The following is a 19881-nucleotide window of genomic DNA, read 5'->3' as shown; positions in this document are numbered from 1 at the left end:
AATTCCAGGAAAAGTGTGAAGCGGTTTTCCGGCCGGAGGTGCGTCGTTTCAAAGACCTAGTAACGGCCCTTGAGTTGCCCCTTCAGCCGCTCGGCATCCGCCTCGGTCACGCCTGGCGGCGCCACCACCTGCATCCAGGCGTCGATATAGTGCTCGGGTGCGTAGACATGGCCGTAGCCGATCGGCGAAGTCGTCGCGAGCGCCATGTCGGCGAGCAGCTGGAACATGGTGACGACCGGGAACCACCGGAGCGCCGGCGAGACGTCCGCACCGCGCGGCGCCTTCATCCAGTCCGGCTCGCGGTAGAAGGAATGGGGATCGAAGAAGGTGATCGGGTCGCTAGCATATTGCAGGTAGACGATGCGGACATTGCCCCAGCGAGCCCCCGGAATTTCAAGCGCGTTTTCCTGGTTGGTGAAGCGGATCACCGAACCGTCGCGATAGAGCGGCCGCCATTCGGGTGAGCCGGGATTGCGATTTCTCGTTATCTGCAGCCAGGTCTTGGTCGGGAACGGCGAGCCGACCCAGAGCGCGCCCTCGAACGGATCGCTGATGATGTCGAAGGGATCGACCGAGCCTTGCGAGTTCATCGAACCGAGGCTTAGGCCATAGAGATAGAGCCTCGGCCGCTTGTCCTTCGGCAGCGTCGTCCAGTAGCCATAGACCGCATCGAACAGCGCATCCGCAGTCTCGGCGCCGTATTCCGGCTCGACCAGCAGCGACAGCCAGCTCGTGAGGTAGGAGTACTGCACCGCGACGCTGGCGACATCGCCCTTCAGGAGATATTCGAGCGAATCGAGACCGGGCGGGTCGATCCAGCCGGTGCCGGTCGGCACCACGATCAGAAGATTGGCGCGTTCGAAACCGCCGACGCGTTTCAGTTCCTCCAGCGCCAGCTTCGCACGTTCCTTGGCGGTTTCAGCCGAATTGAGGCCGGCATAGACGCGCAAGGGCTCCTTCGCCTCGCCGCCGAAGAAGGCGCCGATGTCCTTTGCCGCCGGTCCGGAGGCGATGAACTGGCGTCCCTGGCGGCCGAGCTCGTCCCAGGTCATCAGCGACGCCCTGCTGCCCGTCTTCAAGGGATCGGTGGGTGGGGCTAAGTCGGGGTCGATCAACGCGTCGAGCCGCTGGAACGAGCTGTCGGCCGCATGCAGCGCGAAGCGGAAGATGACGCCATCGGCGGCCGACCAAAAGAGGGCCAGCGCCGCAATCACGCCGGCGACCTTCGCCAGCGGCCGCGTCAGCACATGCTCGAAACGACGGGTGAGAAACCGGAAGGTCAGCCGGAACAGCCGCGCCAAAAGCACGATGGCGACGAAGACAAGCGCCGCGATCAGCCCGAGCTTGAAGGGTTCGGCGCTCTCGACCGGAGCGAGCCCCATGATCTCACGCACCGTGTTCTGCCAGTAGGCGGTGCGCCAGAGGAAGGTGAGCGCAACGGCGATGCAGCCGAGGGCGGCGGCCATCTTCACGATGAAGCCGGTGCGTCCGCGTATCTCCGGCAGGTCAAGCAAGGACCAGACCCAACGCAGCAGCACGCCGATCGCGTAGCCGGCGCCAAGCGACAGGCCGGAGATGACCGCCTGCACCACATAGGGACGCGGGATGAGGCTCGGCGTCAGCGACATGGCAAAGAAGAAGACGCCGGCGATCAGCCCGGTGGTCGAAAACGATGCGAGCAGCGTCAAGAGAAACCGTGGCACCGGCAACCTCGACAGCGGCGTCTGTTGAAGATGTTCCATGGCGTCGGGCCCCACTCATGCTGACACTGTCACCGGAAGACCATAGGCCGTTCCGCCGCCGGCAATGTCGCTTCCCCGACGTGTCCAGTCAATTGCCGCAACCGGAAGACGCACGGACGCAAGCTGGACTCTGACGGTCGCACCCCTCACGCCCGGGTCACCTCGATCGGTGTCTTCATGATGATTTCGCGGTGCGGGAACGGGATCGAAATACCGGCCACCTTGAAGGCGTCCCACAGCGCCATCATCACCTGGCCGCGAATGTTGGTCAGCCCGTTGCTCGGATCGGAGATCCAGAACCTGAGCTTGAAATCGAGTGACGATGCGCCGAAGCCGGTCATCCAGCAGACCGGCTCCGCGTGGCCGCTCGCAACCCGTGGGATCGATTTGGCAGCCGCGATGGCAATGCGCGCCACCTCGTGCGGATCGCTGTCATAGGAAGTGCCGAAACTGACCTCGATGCGGACGAAGTCGCTGGAGAACGACCAGTTCACGACCTGCTGCGAAATGAAGTCCTCGTTCGGAATGAGGTATTCCTTGCCGTCCCTGGTGATGACGGAGACGAAGCGGGAACGCAGGTCGCGCACGGAACCGAAGGTATCCCCAAGCGTGATCGTGTCGCCCGGTTTGATGGATTTGTCGAGCAGGATGATGATGCCGGAAATGAAGTTGGAGACCACCTTCTGCAAACCAAAGCCGATGCCGACGCCGACCGCCCCGGAAAAGACCGTCAGCGCGGTCAGGTCGATACCGGTCGCGGACAGCGCGATCGCACCGGCAAAGCCGATCAGCACGATCTTGACCAATTTGCTTATCAGCACCTTGAAGGACGGCGTGAGTTCTGCCGACCGCTGGATCCAGTGCGCCGAGACGTTGCCCAACAGCACGGCAAGCCAGATCAGCGCGGACGAAAGCACGACAGCCTTCAGGACGAGCAGCAGCGACAGACGAACGGCACCGAGGTTGACGGCAACGCCATCAAGGGTCGTCAGGATCACCCGGTCCAGCCCGACCGCATAAAGCGCAAAATAGATCCAGCCCACGACGGCGGTGACGCGCGCCAGCGTCTGGTTGCGGATGATGCGGGTGAGCACGGAAATCACGAACCAGGCGGCCGTCAGGGTCAGCGCAGTCGCCACCAGCCAGCGATACGACGGCCAACCGAAACGCAATATCATCCCATCGGCGATCCAGAGCCACACGATCAGGAAAAGCCAGCGCAGCCGCCGCATGAAGGCGATGATGACGCGCAGCAGGTCCGGATTGCCCTTGATCAGGCGGGCGCGGGCTTCGACCAGCGGCTCTATCCGCTTTGCCAGCGCGCCGCAGATCAGGTAGCCGGCAACGATGATGGCGATCTGATAATACGTCCACTCGTTCAAAAGGACCGTCCGCGACGAGGAAGCGACGGCGTCGAACGCTTCTGCGAAATCCATCGTCTCTCTCCGAGAGAACCAGGCGTCCGACCGAGCGTTTTTTTTTGGGGGGGACGCCCTAATCCTTTGAATCTAGGGCATCCTTGACACTTTCAATGCCGCCACCCGAAGCCGGTGCGTCGATCCCCCTTGAATTCGGATGCCTCGCAAGATCCGCCGCACCTACAAAATCGTGGCAGGACCGGAGAAAATCGAGCGTCTTCAAAGGATTATTGCCGGGTGGACGCTAGATCCGCCGCTCCTTGATCGTGTTCATGACGAAGCTCGTTTCGATCGAGGCGACGCATTTTAGCCGCGCAATCTTTTCCTTGATGAAGCGCTCGTAGTGCTCGAGCCCGGCGCTCATCACCTTCAGCACATAGTCGCGCGAGCCGGTCACCAGATGGCATTCGAGCACCTCGTCCCAGCCGCGCACCGCCTCCTCGAACATCACGATCTCGTCCTCGTGCTGGCGGCTGAGCCTGACGGTGGCGATTGCGGTCATCGTCCAGCCGTCGATCGACGGATCGATCAGCGCCGTATAGCCGCGGATCACACCGGTCTCCTCCAGCCGCCGCAGGCGGCGGAGACAGGGCGAAGCCGAGAGCCCCACGCGCTCGGCAAGTTCGTTGTTGGTGAGGCGCGCGTCCGCCACCAGCTCCTTCAAAATCCTGCGATCCGTCTCGTCGGCAATTTTCTGCGCCATATCTTTCCAACTCAGCCAATTCTTTGCGCAACTCAAAGACATCGGGCCGGAAATAGCAAGGATCGGTCCAAGCATCTGATATAATTTGCCAGTTAGTCGAGTCCGCTTCCCTTCAGGAGACAAGTCATGACCGCACCGCATCCCTCCAAGACCCACATCGGAAACCACAAGCTGCATCCCGAAACGCAGATGCTGAACTATGGCTACGATCCGGAACTGTCCGAGGGCGCCGTCAAGCCGCCGGTGTTCCTGACCTCGACCTTCGTCTTCCGCTCAGCCGAAGAAGGCCGCGATTTCTTCGATTTCGTTTCCGGTCGGAAGGAACCGCCAGCGGGTGTCGGCGCCGGTCTCGTCTATTCGCGCTTCAACCATCCGAACAGCGAGATCGTCGAGGACCGCCTCGCCGTCTACGAGCGCACCGAGAGCTGCGCGCTGTTCTCGTCGGGCATGTCGGCGATCGCCACCACCCTGCTCGCTTTCGTCAAGCCCGGAGACGCGGTGCTGCACAGCCAGCCGCTCTATGGCGGCACCGAGACGCTGCTTGCCAGAACCTTCCTCAATCTTGGTGTTGCGGCCGTCGGCTTTGCCGATGGAGTCAATGAAGCAGCCGTCAGCGCCGCCGCCGAAGAGGCGATGGCGAAGGGCCGCGTCTCGGTGATTCTCGTAGAAACACCAGCAAACCCGACGAACAGCCTCGTCGATGTTGCCATGATCCGCCGCGTCGCCGATCAGATCGGCAAGAAGCAGGGTCATACCCCTGTGGTCGCCTGCGACAACACGCTGCTCGGCCCGGTCTTCCAGCGGCCGATCGAACACGGCGCCGACATCTCGCTCTATTCACTGACCAAATATGTCGGCGGCCATTCCGACCTCATCGCCGGTGCGGCTCTCGGTTCGAAGGCTGTCATGAAGCAGGTAAAGGCGCTGCGCGGCGCGATCGGCACCCAACTCGATCCGCATTCCTGCTGGATGCTCGGCCGTTCGCTGGAAACGCTGTCGGTGCGCATGCAGAAGGCCGACGACAATGCCCGCGTCGTCGCCGAGTTCCTGCGCGAGCACCCGAAGGTCGAGCGCATCCACTACCTGCCCTTCCATGACGAGGATTCGCCGGTTGGCCGCACCTTCAGGGCGCAGTGCACCGGCGCCGGATCAACCTTCTCCTTCGACATCACGGGTGGCCAGGACGCGGCATTCCGCTTCCTCAATGCGCTGCAGATCTTCAAGCTCGCCGTCAGCCTCGGCGGCACGGAATCGCTCGCCAGCCACCCGGCGGCCATGACCCATTCCGGCGTGCCGATCGAGGTGCGCCACCGCATCGGCGTGCTGGAATCGACCATCCGCCTGTCGATCGGTATCGAGCATCCGGATGATCTCGTCGCCGATCTTTCAAACGCCCTGTCGGTCGCCTGACACGATATCGCGGCCGCCGGTCGAGCCGGCGGCCTCCTAGATCATTTCATTGTTTCGCCGAAACAGTGAAAAGATCTAAGTCTTTGAAATAACGCAATTCCGGACGGAAAACCGTTTCACACTTTTCCTGGAATTGCTCTAGTGCGACAGAATGTTGATGATGTTGCCGAAGGGGTCGCGCATGAAGAAACGGCGCACGCCCCAGGGCTCGTTGGTGATGTCGTAGACAATCTCCACGCCTGCCGCCTTGGCGCGCGCGTAAATTCGATCGACGTCGTCCACTTCGATCGAAAGCACCGGCACGGGTGTATTGTTGCCGCCTTCGCTGGCGACGCTCAGTTGCGGCATCGCCGCAGCACCCTTGGCCGCAAAGGTCCGGATCCATCCATGATCCATCACCACGTCGAGCTCCAACAAGTCGCCGTAAAAGGCTTGTGCCATCTGTGGGTCCGGGGCGTGGAGATTGGAGACGATACGCAAGACAGTCATTGGTTCTTCCTTATCCGGCGAGCAACGGAGCGCGCTCTGCGCTCACAGGTGTCGGTTTTCACGGCGATGCGGCCATACTGCCTTCCAAACGTGCCTGATTGAAGAGGGAATCGTCGGACAGCCTCAGGGTGTAGCAACCGCCGTCTGAGGTCGCAGGCCCGCACCGGCAAGCGCCACGCGCACCAGTGTCGCCGCCGCCTTGCCTGCCGTTTCCATATAGCTGGCATCCCGGTGCAGCAGCACCACGGCGAAGCTGCCGTCGAGCAGAAGCAGGATCTGCTTCGCCAGCATGATCGGCTCGGCAATGCCGGCTTCGATAAAGGTCTCGGCCATCCACGCCTCAAACTTCTTCTTGTGGGCTGCACCGATGCGGATTGCCGGATGGCCCGGCATGTTGGCCAGTTCCGCCGAAGTGCGCAGGAAACCGCAGCCCTTCCACTTCGGGTGACGTGCCGCCCGCGCCAGGTTGAAGAAGATCGCCTCGACCTTGTCGGCCAGTTCCCCTTCGGCCGTGTCGAACCACTTCCGGAAGAGCTTGAGATTGGGCTGGTCGCGGCCTTCGAGATAGGCGGCGATCAGTTCGTCCTTGCTTTCGAAATGGTAGTAGAGCGTGCGTTTGGTCACCCCCGCCGCTTCCGCCACGGCATCGACGCTGACGGCGCGGATACCCTCCGCATAGAAGAGCTTTTCCGCCGCTTCGACGATCACATCCCGGGTCGATTTCTCTGCCTTCGCCATCGCTCAAGTATACCGACTAGTGAATATACATGGCATCTTCACTCACCTAGCCTCTCCCCGTCAACCCTAGCCGGAGAGCGACCATGTCCAAGACCGTACTGATGCAGATTTCCGAGGGGATCGCCCTCTTCACCCTCAACCGCCCGGAGAAACTCAACGCGCTGAACTATGAGCTGATCGACTGGCTCATGGTCCTTCTCGACACGATCGAAGTGAACGACGCTGTCGGCGCGGTGATCATCACCGGCGCCGGCGACCGCGCCTTCTCCGCCGGCGGCGATATCAACGAGTTCTCCGAAAGCGTGGCTGCGGGCGTAAACCCGGCTGTGCGCGATTTCGTCCGCCGCGGCCAGCTTCTGACGGCGCGGCTCGAAGCCTTTCCGAAGCCGGTCATCGCCGCGGTCAACGGCATCGCCTTGGGCGGCGGCTGCGAGATCACCGAGGCTGTGCATCTGGCGATCGCCAGTGACCGGGCGCGCTTCGCCAAGCCGGAGATCAAGCTCGGCATGCCGCCGACCTTCGGCGGCACCCAGCGCCTGCCGCGGCTTGCCGGCCGCAAGCGCGCACTCGAATTGCTGTTGACGGGTGAGGATTTTTCGCCGGAACGCGCTAGGGATATCGGGCTCGTCAATCACGTCGTCGCCCATGAGGAGCTGATGCCCGCCGCCCGCGACCTGGCCAGCCGCATCATGGGCTATTCCCCGCTTGCCGTCCGCTCGATCATCACCGCCGTCACCCGCGGCCTCAACATGTCGATCGCAGAGGGGCTGCTGGTGGAAAGCGAACAGTTCGCCCAGATGGTGCCGACCGACGATCTCTCCGATGCGCTCGCCGCCTGGAAGCGACGGCACGTCCACGACGACCCGCCGCGCGACGGTTCCTTCTCGCGCCACTACTAAATTCAACCAAACGGTTGACAATCTTCGCAATCGAAGTGATATTCAACAACATGGTTGAATATCAGAACGAACATCTCGATGCCGTGTTCCACGCGCTTTCGGATCCGACGCGCCGCGCCATGCTCCAGAACCTTTCGCAAGGCGAGAGACTGGTCGGCGAGCTTGCGGCCCCCTTCTCGATCTCGCTGGCCGCGGCATCGAAGCACATCAAGGTGCTGGAAGGAGCAGGTCTCGTGCGCCGCGAAGTGAAAGGTCGCACGCATGTATGCCGCCTCGATGCAGCGCCGATGCATGCAGGTATGGAGTGGATGCGCCACTACGAAGCCTTCTGGCGAACGCGCATTGACGCACTTGAGGCGCTGCTGCTCGCCGACGACGCAACTGTTCAAAACGATACGGAGGAAAAGCCATGACATCGCCTGCCACAGCCTTTGCCAGCGCCGACTACGGCCGCGTCATCGCCCCCGATGCGGTGCGCATCGAACGCCTGCTTCCCGGCCCGATCGAGCGGGTCTGGTCCTATCTGACAGAGGAAAACAAGCGCCGGCTCTGGATGGCATCGGGAACGATCGGCTCTTCCGAGGGTGCAGCGGTCGAACACGTCTTCCGCCATTCGGAACTGACGACAGAGGATGATCTACCGCCGAAAAAATACGCCGATCACGCCGGCGAGGTTCGCAAGCACGGGCATGTGCTCGCCTGGGAGCCACCGCGCCTGCTCGCCTATAGATCCCATGAGGAGTGAACAGCGGCCGGCGCTCTGGCAGAGTGAGGCTGCATCAAAGCGCTCGCTCAGGAGGAGTAGGTTATGAGAACTACGTCCGTTCACTCAGAAACGCCGACCGCCATCCGCACCGATCTTGGCGCAATTTTTGTGTCTTTGGAATTGAGCCGATCGAGCTGGCTCATCACTTCGCTGTCTCCAGGCAGCGGTGAGAAAATGTCAAAACACTCAATTGACAGTGGCGACATTCCCGAGCTGCGGCTTCGGTTTGCCCAGATACAGGAAAAGGCGCGGCTGCGAACGGGAAGAACGTTTCCGATCGTCACGATTCAGGAGGCGGGGTTGGACGGTTTTTGGATACACCGTGTGTTGGAAGCAAGCGGGATCGAGAGCTACGTTGTCGACGCGGCATCGATCGCGACGTCACGTCGGCGCCGGCGCGCAAAGACCGACAGGATTGATGGCCAAGCACTGGTCCGGGCACTCCTCGCGTTCAAGCGCGGTGAGCCGCGGGTATGCGCGATGGTAAAGGCGCCGAGTCACGAGGATGAAGATCGGCGCCGCATCTGCCGGGAGCGCAAAGTGCTCATTGCGGAACGGGTGAGGCATGTCAACCGCATCAAGGGGTTGCTCTTCGCCCAGGGTGTCAGCGGGTACGAACCTCTGCATAAGAACCGGCGCAATCGGCTCGAAGATCTCCAGACCGGAGACGGACGCGCGTTGCCGGTGCATATCAAGTCACAAATAATGCGTGAACTCGATCGGCTTGAGTTGTTGCTTGAACAGATCGCTGCGGTGGAGAGCGAGCGGAATTCCTTGCTATCTGTACATGAAGGCTCTGCGCATGGAACACCGGCGGCAATGCTGCTGGCCATCAGGGGTGTTGGAGCTGAGTTTGCCACCATTCTCTGGAGCGAGGGGCTATGCCGGCATTTCGACAATCGGCGACAGGTGGCTGCCTACGCAGGCTTAGCACCCACCCCTTGGCAGAGCGGAACCATCGATCAGGAACAAGGCATTTCCAAAACAGGCAATCCCCGATTGCGCACGACAATGATTCAGCTGGCCTGGTTATGGCTGCGCAACCAGCCGGGATCGGTGCTCAGCCGCTGGTTTGTGGATCGGGTCCAGTCAAATGGTGGACGTTTGAAGAAAACCGCGATCGTCGCACTAGCGCGCAAACTGCTGATCGCACTTTGGAGATACGTTACCGCAGGCGTCACCATTGAAGGCGTTGTGATGAAGACCGCCTAACGGCGGCCCTTAGCGAATCCAGAAATCCACCAGGGCTGATCAATCCTGGTGGATCCGGTGAACGAACCTCGTCGCAGTTTGGCTTAAAATGCCGCCCTATAGAATGGTTCCGTTCTCCTGAGCCTTGCCGCTACGCAAGCGGGATAGTGGTGCTGTCGAACATAACGGCGACCGAATGTGAGTTGGATCCGGCGACGGATGCGCGCCGGCTCATGCATGCTGGCTCAGACCACGGGTTTGCAAGAAATGGGAGAAAGAACGCTATGTATTGATGATCGATCTTGACGTCAAAATCCTCATGTGAGCTGGGACGAAGGCACGGATACGCCCTCCGAGGTCCGCTTCGAACTCAGCCCGCGCGGCGACAAGGTGCTGCTGATCGTCACCCATACCCGGATCGCCAACCGCGGCATCATGACGAGCTTCTCCGCCGGCTGGCACGTGCATCTCGACCTGTTGCGCGACCTTTTGGAAGGAGAGCAGCCTGCAGCCTTCTGGAGCAAGTTTGCTGAGCTTGAACAGCAGTACGACGCGCGCATCCCCAAGCGCTGACCGCCCGAGGTGACGAGACCTCAGAAGGGTGCACCGGCAAGGATTGACCGCCTTGCCGGTGCTTTTTGTCACGTGCGGGCGAAACCGAGGATGAAGAGCGCCAGCGAACCGATCGAGGCGAAGGTGCGCACGTGGTTCCACCAGACCCAATCGGTGAGATAGCGCCCAAGCCACAGATCGGTCGCGGCCTGCCCGGGTGCAGCGGCCGCAAGCGCGTCGTTCATCGGCACGTTGAAGACGATCGTCACCAGAAGCACGCCGACGACATAGACCAGGCCGCCCGCGGCCAGCAGCCATCGGCCCTCGCCGCCCGAAATGAACGCGACGACAATCAGCGCCAGGCCAAGCAGCGCCGTGCCCATGAAGGCGCTGAGGAAGATCGGGTTCTGGATGACGACGTTGATGGCGTTCATCGCGGCGATCCCCTGCTCCGGCGGCAGCCGCGACAAGGCTTGCATGATGCAGACCGAAAAGATGAAGAACAACCCGGCCATCAGGCCGGAACCGATCGCGGCGGCAAACGCCAGAGCGGGGATCAGCGGGATCATGCGGCAATACTCCAGACACCAGTTGCTGCGGTCTCGCGGGCGTAGGTTGCAAAGTCGCGCGGCCGCCGCCCAAGCACGCGCTCGACGTCAGACGTCACACTCGAATTGCGCCCGTCGAGCACCGAGGTGAAGAGATAGCGGATGAGTTCGACATAGTCATCAGGCACACCGTCAGCCTGCAATTGCGCGGCGAAGTCGCCAACCGGCACGGCCTGATAGGAGATCGGGCGTTTGGCCGCGGCAGCGATCTCGGCCACGGCTTCAGCAAAGGTCATCAGCCGCGGGCCGGTCAGAGAATAGACCTTGCCGACATGATCATCGTCGAGAAGCGCTTCAACCGCGACGTCAGCGATGTCGTCGCAGCTGACGAAAGGCTCGGTGACTGTATCCACGGGCAGGAAGACCGAACCGCTTGAGACCCCCTCGGCCAGGAAGCCTTCGTTGAAGTTTTCGAAGAACCAGCTCCCCCGAACGATCGTCCAGTCAGCGCCGGAGGCCTGCAATTCGCGCTCGGCCGCTTCCGCCTCGTCCTCGCCGCGCCCCGACAAGAGCACCAGCCGCCTGATGCCGGCGCCCACGGCAAGGCTTGCGAACTTGCGGATGGTCTCAACAGAGCCGGGCACCGCCAGATCGGGCTGGTAGCAGACATAGATGCGATCGACATTTTCGAGCACAGGCGCCCAGGTCGCCTCGTCCGTCCAGTCAAAGGACGGTGATGCCGAGCGGGCGCCGATGCGCACCGCAACACCCCGCTCTTGAAGGCGCTCAGCCACCCGCCGCCCCGTCTTGCCGGTACCGCCCAAAACCAGTGTGACTTTCTGAGACATCGTTTCCTCCTAAGGTTCATCAACAAACATGAGCATCTCTCACATTTGCAAATGTGATAAATCCTCGTATTTTAAGAGTCAAGCCAAAATGTGAGCATCACTCATGATTTCAGAAACAAGCCCATCCGCGGTTCCCGCCGAAGACGAAACCGCCCTGCGCCGGACACCCAGCCAGAAACGCAGCCGCGAGCGCGTCGAACAGATCCTAGCCTGCGCGACGGCGCTCATTCAGGAAAAGGGCAGCGACGCCATGCGCATGAGCGAAGTTGCTGAAAAGGCTGGAATTTCGATCGGATCGCTCTACCAGTACTTCCCCGACAAGGCGGCGATCGTGCGCACGCTGGCCGAGCGCTACAATGCCATGTGCAACGAGTGCATCGCGGCCGAGCTTGCCAAGGTCACATCGCTCGCAGAACTGCGCGACGCCTTCTGCGTGCTGTTCGACATCTACTACGACATGTTTCTGGCCGAGCCCGTCATGCGCGACATCTGGTCGGCAATGCAGGCCGACAAGGCGCTGCGCGAGATCGATCTTCTGCAAAGCCGCGCCGGCGGAAAACTGCTTGCCGATGTCTGGGCCCGGCTTGTGCCCGAAACCCCGCGCGAAACCATCGACAGTGCCGCTTTCCTGATCATGCATCTCGGCGATTGCACCATGCGGCTTGCGGTGTCGGTCGATCGCGCCGAGGGCGACCGCATCGTCGAGGCCTATAAACGCATGATCATCCGCGATTTTGTCGCGGATGGACCGGGCGGCGGCGCAAGTCCAATTGACATATTAGGGGTGCGATCCTAATCATCAGAGATCGATTGGTTCCCGGGACACGAACGTGTTTCGGGAGTAAACGGGAACGTGACGGATGGACCCATGCTGGGCATTCACATCACGGCCGACCCCGCGACTGTAGAGCGACGTCGATCTGCCATTCCGGAGCGATCCGGAAGAAGCCACTGGAAGAGACCACGAGAGGGTGGTCGATCTGGGAAGGCGAGGCTGATCCAGGGCTTCCCGCCCAGCGCCGTGAGCCAGGAAACCTGCCACTCGATACGGGCATAGGGCCCACACCGGGAATTTCCCGATGCCATCACGGAGGTTGTCATGGCTACGTCTACTGTTTCGAGCATTCCGCTCTCCCTCAGCGATCGTCTGACCGCTGGCGTCATCGCGCTTTTCATCGGCGCATTCCTCGTCTTCGGTGCCGGCCTTGCCAATTCGGCCGTGCTGCACGACACCGCGCACGACACCCGCCACTCCTACGGCTTCCCCTGCCACTAAGACGATGTTCCGGAACGTAACTCACGTTCCGCATCGAAGTGTCTGCGGACATGAACGCATCCGGCCTGTGCCGGATGTCGGTGTTTGTGCATGCCGGTTTCGTCCGGCGCGCAACGGCCATCCGCATGGCAGAACGGGAAGGCTTGCAAACCACGCCGCAGCGCGTGGCTTTTGCCGTTATCGAGGGACTTCAAGATGATTGTCAGAACGCTTCTGGCCGCGATCGTGGCTGGACTGATTGCCGGTGTCTTCATGACCGGCGCCCAGGAATTTCGGGTAACCCCGCTGATCCTGCATGCGGAGGAATTCGAAGGCGAGGCTCCGGCCGCAACCGAACAGCCCGCTGCACAGCCTGGAACGACGCAACCCGCCGCCGAGGGCCATGACCAGCATTCGTCGCTGAAGGCGGTCTCACCGCTTTCCGCCATGCTCGATGCCCTGTCGCCGATCACGCCAGCCTATGCGCATGAGGGCGAACACGAGGAAGGCGGCATCATGTTCGGTATGAGCCGGTTCTCCGGCACACTCATTGCCAACCTCGTCACCGGCTCCGGCTTCGGCCTGCTCCTGGCCGGCGTCAGCCTGGTGATCGGCTACCCGATCACGCTTAGGAACGGCGCGCTCTGGGGCGCCTGCGGCTGGCTTGCCGTGCACATGCTGCCGGCAATCGGCCTGCCGCCGGAACTGCCGGGTTTCCCGGCCGCCGAACTCGGCGACCGCCAAACCTGGTGGCTGGCGACCGTCGCCCTCTCCGCAGTCGGTCTCTATCTCGTCGTCCTGCGCGAAGAAATCGTGTCCAAGGTCGTCGGCCTCGCGTTGATCGCCGCGCCGCACGTCTACGGCGCGCCGCAGCCGGTCGATATTACGAGCAACGTTCCGGCCGTGCTCGGCGCCGAGTTTGCGGTTGCCGCACTCGCCACCACGCTCGCCTTCTGGATCGTGCTTGGCGTCGTCTCCGGCTTCATCAACGAGCGTTTCGCGAGAGCAAACTGATCCGGCCGATCACGCCCCCCCATGGGCACCTGAACAAACGACGGCGGGGTTCAGGCCCCGCCGTTTTGCATGAGATGCGCGGCCAGCCGCGCGCGGCGATCGTCCGGCTCCAGCAGGACGCAGGTATCGCAGAAGCTGCCACCCTCCGTTTGGAAGTAGAGGCAACAGCCGCAACGGATCCGATATTGGCGCGACAGTTGCGCGCCGCTTGCCGGATCGACCGCGGAGATCTCCTCGTAGCAGAGCTCTTCCGAGAACAACCGCGAGCCCCGCCGCTTGACGATCGCAAGCGCCTCGGCCATGCCGCGCGCCTCGTCACCGATCGCGCGACCGATCTCCAGGAACGCTCCGGCAAGGGAATCCGCTGCCAGCCGCCACTGCGCCCCGGAAGAAAGCCCGGTGCGCTTTTTCAGGACCGCGATGACCGGCGCCAGATGGGCCGTGAAGCCGCGCTCGAAAGCGCTGATGCCTTCGGCATGCTGCGGCCCTTCCGCCACACCGAGGCGGAAATGATAACGCTTGCCGGCAACTTCCCGATCATGGTGAAGGCGGGTCCACTCTTCGAAGCGAAGCCCGGCGATCTGCGCCTGAAGACCCGCGCCAAGATAGAGCGCGCCGAGAACCACACTCAGCTGGCGGCTGTAGAAGGCGATCAGATGTGCCGCCCGAATCCGGTCCGTCATGCCGATTGCGAAAAAGTCCTGATAGGCAAGGCTCTGCTCGATCCCGGTCCCACCAGCGGCCCAGAAGGCGGCCGGTGCGCTGAAGGCACTGTCCGCCGGCCCGAGCGAGACACCGGCGTCGGGGAACTGCGCGTGCAACCGCTCGACCACTGCCAGCGCCTGCGGCGGATATCCCTCGACCGTCCGCGCCATCCGCTGGTGATTTCTCGAATTCATGCCGTCTCCGTCGCCAGCCAGCCGCCCTCATATCCCGCGCGCTCAAGACCGCGCCGGATCGCCGGCAGGCTGCGTGTCAGCTCCCAGACGAAGCCGCTCCGCCAATTCTCGATCATCATCACGACGAGCCCCTGGTCAAGGCCGACGACACGCTCGTCGATCCAACCCGCAGGCCCCTCGCCTGCAAGGCTCGGATTGAACCCGCCCGGAAAGCGCCCTTCCTTCAGAAGCCCGGGATAGCCGGCCGCGACATGGCCGAGGGCCGATAGGGACGCATCCGGATCGAAAGGCAGACAGGCCGCTGCAGCCCAGGGCACGAGCGTGCCGTCATCCGGACCGAAGGGTGCGCCGCGGTTGACGTAGCCCAAAAGCCGCTGCCAGCGTCCGTCCTTGAGGCGCAGCCGGCCGCGTGGCGCATGGCAGGCACTGATCCCCCAGAGGCGTTCGCCATAGCCGGCGAAGCCACCGGGATTTCGCCACGCATGGTCGCGCTGCAGCGCGATGGCGCGCCGGGTATTCTCGAAGTAATCCGTCCCCCTTTCGCGCATCGGCCGATCGCCGAGACCGCGAAGGTCAAGCCAGGCCTGTGGGAACAGGTGGATGAACAGCGGCGCCGCATGGAGATGGGGCCCGCCGTCAGCCGCGATCCAGTCGTAACCCTCCGTAAAGGCGGCGTAGTGCTCCGGCTCGATCGCATGATCGGGCGCCCCGAGCGCCAGCACATAGAGCAGCAGCGCCTCGCTGTACCCGCGCCAGCGATGCTTCAGGAACCGGCCGGGCGGGCGCCAGCCCATCGTCAGTGTGTCACTGCGGTTCAACGCCCAGCGCCAATCCACGCGAGCATAGAGCCTTTCGGCGAGCGTGCGGATCTCGCATTCCCCCGTGTCCTCGCCGGAGAAATAAGCGGAGGTGGTCAGGCATCCGGCGATCAGCAGCGCCGTATCGACGGTCGAGAGCTCGCTGCTCCAGGTGCGCTCGCCGGTCCGCATATCGAGAAAGTGATAGTAGAAGCCGCGATAGCCGCTCGCCCGCTGGTCGCGCGACTGCGGGCTCTCGGCCAGGAAGCGCAGCGTGGTCAACACCCGCCCGATCGCCTCGCGGCGCGAAATCCACCCGCGCTCGACGCCGATGGGATAACAGGAAAGGCCGAAACCGGTCGCCGCAATACTCGACGGCGCGCCCGGCAGCGACGTGTCCGCGATCAATCCGGTGGCCGGATCGGCGTGATCGAGGAAGTATCCGAACGCCGCCTTCTGCAGGCCATCGGTTTGAAATAGCTCGGCATTTTCCGTCTGTTTCAGCATTCCGCCCTTCCGGCCCCTGGCCCCCGTCATACGTCCTTTTGGGCTAACGCCGGCAAATCACTCTTTGTTGAAGGCCAGCTACACCCAAATAGTCGCCGAAATCCAATCCTGTGTTACATTCTTCTAATCTGACCGCGCGCAATGACTGGTTGAAGCGATGTTGAGCGTGTTGGCGTTGATCCTCTCATTGAGTGGTGGCCCGAGCCCATCGACCGCCGCGTCGACGGATGTCGATGTCGAACTGATCCTGGCCGTCGACATGTCCGGCTCGATGGATCTGGACGAGGCGCGCATCCAGCGCGCCGGTTACGTGGAGGCGCTCCGGCACCGCGATTTCCTCGATGCGGTCGCAAGCGGGCAACTGGGCAAGATCGCCATCGGCTATTTCGAATGGGCCGGAACGGTTAACGAATCCTCCGTCGTCGCCTGGCAAGTGATCTCAACCGCCGCCGACGCCGATGCCTTTGCCAAGCTGATCGAGGCGCGACCGGTCGGCACCCGGCGCGGCACGTCGATCTCGAACGCGATCACCTACGGTACGGTGCTGATCGATTCGAACGCCTTCAACGGCATACGCCGGGTCATCGACGTTTCCGGCGACGGCCCGAACAATATCGGCCCGCCGGTCATTCCCGCCCGCGAGACGGCAGTCGCCCGCGGCATCACCATCAACGGGCTTGCGATCCTCATCCGCCCCTCGGTCTCGACCGGCCCGCTCGACCAGTATTACGCCGAATGCGTCATCGGCGGTCCCGGGTCCTTCGTGCTGCCGGTGCACGAGCCGGAGGATTTTTCGATCGCAATTCGCCAGAAGCTGGTGCTCGAGGTCAGCGGCCTGCCGCCGCCGCCCACCGTCCGCCTGGCCGATGCCCTTCCGGCATCCGACTGCCTGATCGGCGAGAAGCTCAGGCCCGGCTTCCTCGACCGCGTCTATCCCGAACTCGACAAATAGCCCCTCGCCGCCCCTACAGCGCCGCGCGTCTTATCAGACGCGCAATGGTCGCCCTAGCACTTTGAAACGCTGCATGTTTCGTCCTTAAATCGGGTACGATTTAAGGAAACATGCAGTTGTCGGCGCGCAACCCATGCGCGTCAGATTGTCGTTTCCCTTCGCTTCGCCCGGCGATAAGATGAGCCGTTATTTCGCGGATCGATTCATGTCCTTGACCACCACGCCTCCACTGGCCGACATGGCCACAGACACCGCCGCCGACACTGGCAGTCAGCATATCCGCGACACGTTGCGCGATGCGATCGTCGAGCGGCGGCTCGCCCCCGGCACCAAGCTTTCCGAAAGCGATGTCGGCGAACTCTTCAATGTCAGCCGCACGCTGGTGCGCGCCGCCCTGCAGGCGCTCTCCTATGAAGGGCTCGTCAGCGTCGAGAAGAACCGCGGCGCCTTTGTCGCCCATCCCTCGATCGACGAAGCCCGCCAGATCTTCGCGACCCGCCGGCTGATCGAACCCGGCGTCGTTCGTGCCGCGGCGCCCCATATCGGCAAGGCCGAGCTCGCCGAGCTCCGGCGCATGCTGGCGGCCGAACGGCAGCTCACCGAACAGCGCGGCCACTCGGCCCGCCGCGCCGAGATCAAGGCATCAGGCGATTTTCACCTGGCGCTCGCCGATCTCAGCCGCAACGCCATTCTTCGCCGCTTCATGGACGAACTCATTGCCCGCTCCTCGCTGGTGATCGCGCTTTACGGCCAGTCGACCGTTTCGAGCTGCGGCCACAACGAACACGACGAGATCGTCAACGCGCTGGAACGCGGCGACGTCGATACCGCAGCCAAACTGATGGTCCACCATATCGACCATATCGAAGCCGATCTCGACCTGCGCGTCCACAAATCGACCGACCTCAAGGCAGCACTCGAGCTTTAGGGCCCGCCCTCAGACTTCAGGAATCACGAAAAGTTCACGGGCCGAAAAAAGTCGCTGATCCGGCGGAACCATTCCCGCGCCACAGCGTTGGCCTCGCGCTCGAAAAAGACTGAGAACGAGGAAAGCAAATGAGCGAGAAGTTCTTCGCCACTCCCATCCCCCTCCGGTTATCTGCAAAACGGCAGACCGTCGTCAGAACGGTCTTCGAAGCCGTCGAGTTGCTGCGGCAATGGCCGGGACGTCGCGGACGGGAATACCGCGCGGCTCTCAGGCGCTGCCTGGACGCGCTGGATGGATTGACGAGTACGGACCGGGCCAGCCGCTGCTTTGCTGCCGCTGCCCGCGAATCGGGCCTGCTTCTGGCCTGACGTGGAAGTCCCCAAGGTCCGTAGATCGGGTCTCTCACGATGCGCCGAAGGACGATCGGCGCATCGCCCCCCCAAGGGCGCGCGGAACAAGCGCGGCTTCACCTTTGACGAAAGAGACGATCAGTCGGCGAGTTCGGCCGCTTCCTTCGTCTTGTACCAGGCGCGCCTGTAGTCCGCCGAGCCCGAAACGCCAAGTTCGGCGATCATGACCGGTTTGCCGAAGCCCGCGACGCGCTGGTATTTTTCGTTCAGCGCCTCGCCGAAGCGACGCTCACGCCCCCAATAGTCGACATCCATCTTCTGCAGGCCCCAGACGGGGATCCCGACGACATCGACGACATCGTCACCCGGATAATAACCGGCGAGATTGCGATGGCCCTTCGGCGACCAGACGAACCGCGCTTCCGGCGCCAGCTCCCGGCATTTGCCGACGAAATAACGAAACGCCTTCTTGTAGCCTTCCTTGTCTGGGCGCGCCCAGGGATAGCGACCGTCGGGGTCCTCCATCTCGTGGCCCCAGCGCACATAGACCGGGCCATCGAAAGCGGCCGCACGGGCACAAACGTCGCCGATCTCGCGATCGAAGCGGCCTTTGCCGATATCGGCAAACAGCCTTTCGCCGCCGGCGCGCCAGTCGGTGGCATGGGTATAGGGCTCGACCGAGAGCATCAACGCCCGCCCCTGCCGCGCCGCGGTCGCGATCTTGCGCTTCAACAGCGCCCGGTCCGGCTTCTGCCAGTAGACGAAGACATGTTCGAGCTCGAGCGCATCGCTGTCGGCAACGACGTCATGTGGATCGTAGACGCCGATGGCGACCGCCCTCTCCGTTGCGCCTTTTGCCTGCGGCGCGATCGCCGCAGTCGTCAGCGCCCGGTCGATGCCATCGGCCGGGTCATCCGCGCGCGCCGCCGGTGTTCCGGTGACGGCAAAAAGCGCCAGCGTTCCCGCGGCAAGGGCTGCTCTCAAAAGTCTGGCAGACAACGAACATTCTCCGGCGGATCGTCTCTCGACGCCGCGAATGAAACCGGACACATCACGCGTGCGGCGGTCAGAAGGTCACCGCCAAAGAGGGGATCGCCCCGATCCCCAACGATCCGAGGCGGCTTCACCGCACCGGAGTTACGCAAACTCGAACAGAGCAAACTCGAACAGAGACAGTCCCGTTAGAGCGAAGCTCTCAGGAAGCAGTGCGACGTGCGGCCGAAGCCGCTCGGCGAACAGATATAGGGCGCGCGGCCCAGATAGCTGGTTGCGCTCTTTTTCACCGGCTGCGGCGCGACCACATCCTCATCAGCCTCGGCGACCCGCAACTGCTTCTCTTCCTTGCGTATCTTGACCGAAGGACTTGCATAGGCGCTGGAATGGCTCGACGAAAACAGCGGCGTTTCACCGATGACCGTCGACGAGCAGCCGGCGGACAGGAGCAGAAGGCCAAGAATGGAAGCGGTCGGTACGAGATACTTGAAACCCGAAATGGTGGTTCGGCTCTCGCCGGCACATGCGGTCTTATCTCGCATAAGCATCCTTTCGAATTGGCGGCTATGGCCGCCCGGTGCCTCCTTTGGGGGATATGGCGGCATTGTTCAACCCCCTTTCCATTATAAATTGCTTAAATTAACAAATTCTTTCTTAGGCTTTTCTTCCAGCGGTTGCAGCTGAAGGCACTGGCCCATGCGCCAACGCGGCCGCAGATCGATCGCACACTGGGCTCGGAAGGCGACATCAGGATCGGGAAGACAAAGCAGGAAAACCAGATGCTTGCCCGACAGGAGACGCGAAGGCGAACGCGCCCACCACCGGCGACCCTACCCACTCCACTGGCCACCACGCCCGGTGGTAGATGCGGCAACGGTAACG

The 19881-nt window shown here is 62.6% G+C and carries 23 protein-coding genes and 1 riboswitch; of the genes, 12 read left to right on the top strand and 11 right to left on the bottom strand.

Features of this window, described 5'->3' with window-relative positions; translation table 11 throughout:
- Positions 1 to 56: 56 nt before the first annotated feature.
- The 3 genes from ASE60_RS22810 to ASE60_RS22800 form a co-directional block, all read right to left on the bottom strand.
- Positions 57 to 1742 carry an alpha/beta-hydrolase family protein gene (locus ASE60_RS22810; protein WP_057253246.1) on the bottom strand — a complete coding sequence of 562 codons (1686 nt, stop codon included), beginning with the start codon at positions 1740 to 1742 and terminating at the stop codon, positions 57 to 59.
- Between the two features lie 146 nt (positions 1743 to 1888).
- Complete coding sequence (locus tag ASE60_RS22805; RefSeq protein ID WP_057253244.1) at positions 1889 to 3178, bottom strand: mechanosensitive ion channel domain-containing protein; 1290 nt, start codon at positions 3176 to 3178, stop codon at positions 1889 to 1891.
- Between the two features lie 226 nt (positions 3179 to 3404).
- Positions 3405 to 3863, bottom strand: coding sequence for an Lrp/AsnC family transcriptional regulator (locus ASE60_RS22800; RefSeq protein WP_057253242.1), 459 nt, complete (start codon positions 3861 to 3863; stop codon positions 3405 to 3407).
- A gap of 126 nt (positions 3864 to 3989) precedes the next feature.
- Between ASE60_RS22800 and ASE60_RS22795 the strand changes: the two genes are divergently transcribed.
- Entirely contained in the window at positions 3990 to 5273 is a 1284-nt protein-coding gene (locus tag ASE60_RS22795) for a cystathionine gamma-synthase family protein (protein WP_057253241.1), read from the top strand.
- Positions 5274 to 5411: 138 nt separating this feature from the next.
- Here ASE60_RS22795 and ASE60_RS22790 read toward each other — a convergent pair whose 3' ends face one another.
- Together ASE60_RS22790 and ASE60_RS22785 are read right to left on the bottom strand one after the other, a co-directional pair.
- Positions 5412 to 5762, bottom strand: coding sequence for a VOC family protein (locus tag ASE60_RS22790; protein WP_057253238.1), 351 nt, complete (start codon positions 5760 to 5762; stop codon positions 5412 to 5414).
- A 123-nt stretch (positions 5763 to 5885) separates the two neighbouring features.
- Positions 5886 to 6500, bottom strand: a complete 615-nt coding sequence (locus ASE60_RS22785) for a TetR/AcrR family transcriptional regulator (protein ID WP_057253236.1) — start codon at positions 6498 to 6500, stop codon at positions 5886 to 5888.
- Positions 6501 to 6583: 83 nt separating this feature from the next.
- On the opposite strand from ASE60_RS22785, the gene ASE60_RS22780 reads away from it, so the two are divergent.
- The 5 genes from ASE60_RS22780 to ASE60_RS22760 all read left to right on the top strand — a co-directional run bounded on the left by ASE60_RS22780 (position 6584) and on the right by ASE60_RS22760 (position 9929).
- Complete coding sequence (locus ASE60_RS22780) at positions 6584 to 7399, top strand: crotonase/enoyl-CoA hydratase family protein (protein ID WP_057253234.1); 816 nt, start codon at positions 6584 to 6586, stop codon at positions 7397 to 7399.
- Positions 7400 to 7449: 50 nt separating this feature from the next.
- Positions 7450 to 7812, top strand: a complete 363-nt coding sequence (locus tag ASE60_RS22775) for a metalloregulator ArsR/SmtB family transcription factor (RefSeq protein WP_057254352.1) — start codon at positions 7450 to 7452, stop codon at positions 7810 to 7812.
- The gene (locus tag ASE60_RS22770; protein WP_057253231.1) at positions 7809 to 8144 is read left to right on the top strand and encodes a hypothetical protein; all 336 of its coding nucleotides are present in this window, start codon (positions 7809 to 7811) and stop codon (positions 8142 to 8144) included. Before ASE60_RS22775 ends, ASE60_RS22770 begins: the two co-directional genes overlap by 4 nt.
- Before the next feature lie 63 nt (positions 8145 to 8207).
- Positions 8208 to 9377: an IS110 family transposase gene (locus ASE60_RS22765; RefSeq protein WP_057253229.1), complete on the top strand. Its 1170-nt coding sequence runs from the start codon at positions 8208 to 8210 to the stop codon at positions 9375 to 9377.
- Between the two features lie 300 nt (positions 9378 to 9677).
- Complete coding sequence (locus ASE60_RS22760; RefSeq protein ID WP_057253227.1) at positions 9678 to 9929, top strand: SRPBCC domain-containing protein; 252 nt, start codon at positions 9678 to 9680, stop codon at positions 9927 to 9929.
- 68 nt (positions 9930 to 9997) lie between these two features.
- Here ASE60_RS22760 and ASE60_RS22755 read toward each other — a convergent pair whose 3' ends face one another.
- The gene (locus ASE60_RS22755; RefSeq protein WP_057253225.1) at positions 9998 to 10477 is read right to left on the bottom strand and encodes an anthrone oxygenase family protein; all 480 of its coding nucleotides are present in this window, start codon (positions 10475 to 10477) and stop codon (positions 9998 to 10000) included.
- Positions 10474 to 11304, bottom strand: a complete 831-nt coding sequence (locus ASE60_RS22750; RefSeq protein WP_057253223.1) for an NAD(P)H-binding protein — start codon at positions 11302 to 11304, stop codon at positions 10474 to 10476. The genes ASE60_RS22755 and ASE60_RS22750 overlap by 4 nt, the downstream gene beginning before the upstream one ends.
- Before the next feature lie 103 nt (positions 11305 to 11407).
- Here ASE60_RS22750 and ASE60_RS22745 point away from each other — a divergent pair, with 103 nt between their 5' ends.
- The 3 genes from ASE60_RS22745 (at position 11408) to ASE60_RS22735 (ending at position 13573) form a co-directional block, all read left to right on the top strand.
- Positions 11408 to 12100, top strand: coding sequence for a TetR/AcrR family transcriptional regulator (locus ASE60_RS22745; protein WP_057253221.1), 693 nt, complete (start codon positions 11408 to 11410; stop codon positions 12098 to 12100).
- Positions 12099 to 12362: riboswitch (cobalamin riboswitch) on the top strand. (Overlaps the previous gene by 2 nt.)
- A 41-nt stretch (positions 12363 to 12403) precedes the next feature.
- Positions 12404 to 12580, top strand: a complete 177-nt coding sequence (locus tag ASE60_RS22740) for a CbtB-domain containing protein (RefSeq protein ID WP_057253219.1) — start codon at positions 12404 to 12406, stop codon at positions 12578 to 12580.
- 195 nt (positions 12581 to 12775) lie between these two features.
- Positions 12776 to 13573: a CbtA family protein gene (locus ASE60_RS22735; RefSeq protein ID WP_057253217.1), complete on the top strand. Its 798-nt coding sequence runs from the start codon at positions 12776 to 12778 to the stop codon at positions 13571 to 13573.
- Positions 13574 to 13623: 50 nt separating this feature from the next.
- Here the strand turns inward: ASE60_RS22735 and ASE60_RS22730 are convergent, their stop codons facing one another.
- Together ASE60_RS22730 and ASE60_RS22725 are read right to left on the bottom strand one after the other, a co-directional pair.
- Positions 13624 to 14472, bottom strand: a complete 849-nt coding sequence (locus ASE60_RS22730; protein ID WP_244495686.1) for a (2Fe-2S)-binding protein — start codon at positions 14470 to 14472, stop codon at positions 13624 to 13626.
- Entirely contained in the window at positions 14469 to 15776 is a 1308-nt protein-coding gene (locus ASE60_RS22725) for a glucoamylase family protein (RefSeq protein ID WP_057253213.1), read from the bottom strand. Before ASE60_RS22725 ends, ASE60_RS22730 begins: the two co-directional genes overlap by 4 nt.
- Before the next feature lie 157 nt (positions 15777 to 15933).
- Between ASE60_RS22725 and ASE60_RS22720 the strand changes: the two genes are divergently transcribed.
- The 3 genes from ASE60_RS22720 to ASE60_RS22710 all read left to right on the top strand — a co-directional run bounded on the left by ASE60_RS22720 (position 15934) and on the right by ASE60_RS22710 (position 18024).
- Complete coding sequence (locus ASE60_RS22720; protein ID WP_057253211.1) at positions 15934 to 16728, top strand: DUF1194 domain-containing protein; 795 nt, start codon at positions 15934 to 15936, stop codon at positions 16726 to 16728.
- Between the two features lie 205 nt (positions 16729 to 16933).
- Positions 16934 to 17656: a GntR family transcriptional regulator gene (locus ASE60_RS22715; protein WP_082616102.1), complete on the top strand. Its 723-nt coding sequence runs from the start codon at positions 16934 to 16936 to the stop codon at positions 17654 to 17656.
- A 128-nt stretch (positions 17657 to 17784) separates the two neighbouring features.
- The gene (locus tag ASE60_RS22710; RefSeq protein ID WP_057253209.1) at positions 17785 to 18024 is read left to right on the top strand and encodes a DUF982 domain-containing protein; all 240 of its coding nucleotides are present in this window, start codon (positions 17785 to 17787) and stop codon (positions 18022 to 18024) included.
- A gap of 120 nt (positions 18025 to 18144) precedes the next feature.
- Here the strand turns inward: ASE60_RS22710 and ASE60_RS22705 are convergent, their stop codons facing one another.
- Both ASE60_RS22705 and ASE60_RS22700 read right to left on the bottom strand, forming a co-directional pair.
- Positions 18145 to 19005 carry a glycosyl hydrolase gene (locus ASE60_RS22705; RefSeq protein WP_156414707.1) on the bottom strand — a complete coding sequence of 287 codons (861 nt, stop codon included), beginning with the start codon at positions 19003 to 19005 and terminating at the stop codon, positions 18145 to 18147.
- A gap of 182 nt (positions 19006 to 19187) precedes the next feature.
- A complete protein-coding gene (locus ASE60_RS22700) occupies positions 19188 to 19541 on the bottom strand; it encodes a hypothetical protein (protein WP_058324750.1) in 354 nt (117 codons plus the stop codon).
- Between the last annotated feature and the right edge of the window lie 340 nt (positions 19542 to 19881).

The sequence above is a fragment of the Ensifer sp. Root278 genome (assembly GCF_001429285.1).
GTDB lineage: Bacteria > Pseudomonadota > Alphaproteobacteria > Rhizobiales > Rhizobiaceae > Ensifer.
The sequence above is the reverse complement of the archived record's forward strand: the minus strand, read 5'-3'. Positions and strand labels throughout refer to the sequence as shown.

Excerpts from the sequence above, each read along its gene's own strand:
- ASE60_RS22810 (WP_057253246.1), bottom strand. The coding sequence starts at position 1,742 with ATGGAACATCTTCAACAGACGCCGCTGTCGAGGTTGCCGGTGCCACGG.
- ASE60_RS22805 (WP_057253244.1), bottom strand. The coding sequence starts at position 3,178 with ATGGATTTCGCAGAAGCGTTCGACGCCGTCGCTTCCTCGTCGCGGACG.
- ASE60_RS22800 (WP_057253242.1), bottom strand. The coding sequence starts at position 3,863 with ATGGCGCAGAAAATTGCCGACGAGACGGATCGCAGGATTTTGAAGGAG.
- ASE60_RS22795 (WP_057253241.1), top strand. The coding sequence starts at position 3,990 with ATGACCGCACCGCATCCCTCCAAGACCCACATCGGAAACCACAAGCTG.
- ASE60_RS22790 (WP_057253238.1), bottom strand. The coding sequence starts at position 5,762 with ATGACTGTCTTGCGTATCGTCTCCAATCTCCACGCCCCGGACCCACAG.
- ASE60_RS22785 (WP_057253236.1), bottom strand. The coding sequence starts at position 6,500 with ATGGCGAAGGCAGAGAAATCGACCCGGGATGTGATCGTCGAAGCGGCG.
- ASE60_RS22780 (WP_057253234.1), top strand. The coding sequence starts at position 6,584 with ATGTCCAAGACCGTACTGATGCAGATTTCCGAGGGGATCGCCCTCTTC.
- ASE60_RS22775 (WP_057254352.1), top strand. The coding sequence starts at position 7,450 with ATGGTTGAATATCAGAACGAACATCTCGATGCCGTGTTCCACGCGCTT.
- ASE60_RS22770 (WP_057253231.1), top strand. The coding sequence starts at position 7,809 with ATGACATCGCCTGCCACAGCCTTTGCCAGCGCCGACTACGGCCGCGTC.
- ASE60_RS22765 (WP_057253229.1), top strand. The coding sequence starts at position 8,208 with ATGAGAACTACGTCCGTTCACTCAGAAACGCCGACCGCCATCCGCACC.
- ASE60_RS22755 (WP_057253225.1), bottom strand. The coding sequence starts at position 10,477 with ATGATCCCGCTGATCCCCGCTCTGGCGTTTGCCGCCGCGATCGGTTCC.
- ASE60_RS22750 (WP_057253223.1), bottom strand. The coding sequence starts at position 11,304 with ATGTCTCAGAAAGTCACACTGGTTTTGGGCGGTACCGGCAAGACGGGG.
- ASE60_RS22745 (WP_057253221.1), top strand. The coding sequence starts at position 11,408 with ATGATTTCAGAAACAAGCCCATCCGCGGTTCCCGCCGAAGACGAAACC.
- ASE60_RS22740 (WP_057253219.1), top strand. The coding sequence starts at position 12,404 with ATGGCTACGTCTACTGTTTCGAGCATTCCGCTCTCCCTCAGCGATCGT.
- ASE60_RS22735 (WP_057253217.1), top strand. The coding sequence starts at position 12,776 with ATGATTGTCAGAACGCTTCTGGCCGCGATCGTGGCTGGACTGATTGCC.
- ASE60_RS22730 (WP_244495686.1), bottom strand. The coding sequence starts at position 14,472 with ATGAATTCGAGAAATCACCAGCGGATGGCGCGGACGGTCGAGGGATAT.
- ASE60_RS22725 (WP_057253213.1), bottom strand. The coding sequence starts at position 15,776 with ATGCTGAAACAGACGGAAAATGCCGAGCTATTTCAAACCGATGGCCTG.
- ASE60_RS22720 (WP_057253211.1), top strand. The coding sequence starts at position 15,934 with ATGTTGAGCGTGTTGGCGTTGATCCTCTCATTGAGTGGTGGCCCGAGC.
- ASE60_RS22715 (WP_082616102.1), top strand. The coding sequence starts at position 16,934 with ATGTCCTTGACCACCACGCCTCCACTGGCCGACATGGCCACAGACACC.
- ASE60_RS22710 (WP_057253209.1), top strand. The coding sequence starts at position 17,785 with ATGAGCGAGAAGTTCTTCGCCACTCCCATCCCCCTCCGGTTATCTGCA.
- ASE60_RS22700 (WP_058324750.1), bottom strand. The coding sequence starts at position 19,541 with ATGCGAGATAAGACCGCATGTGCCGGCGAGAGCCGAACCACCATTTCG.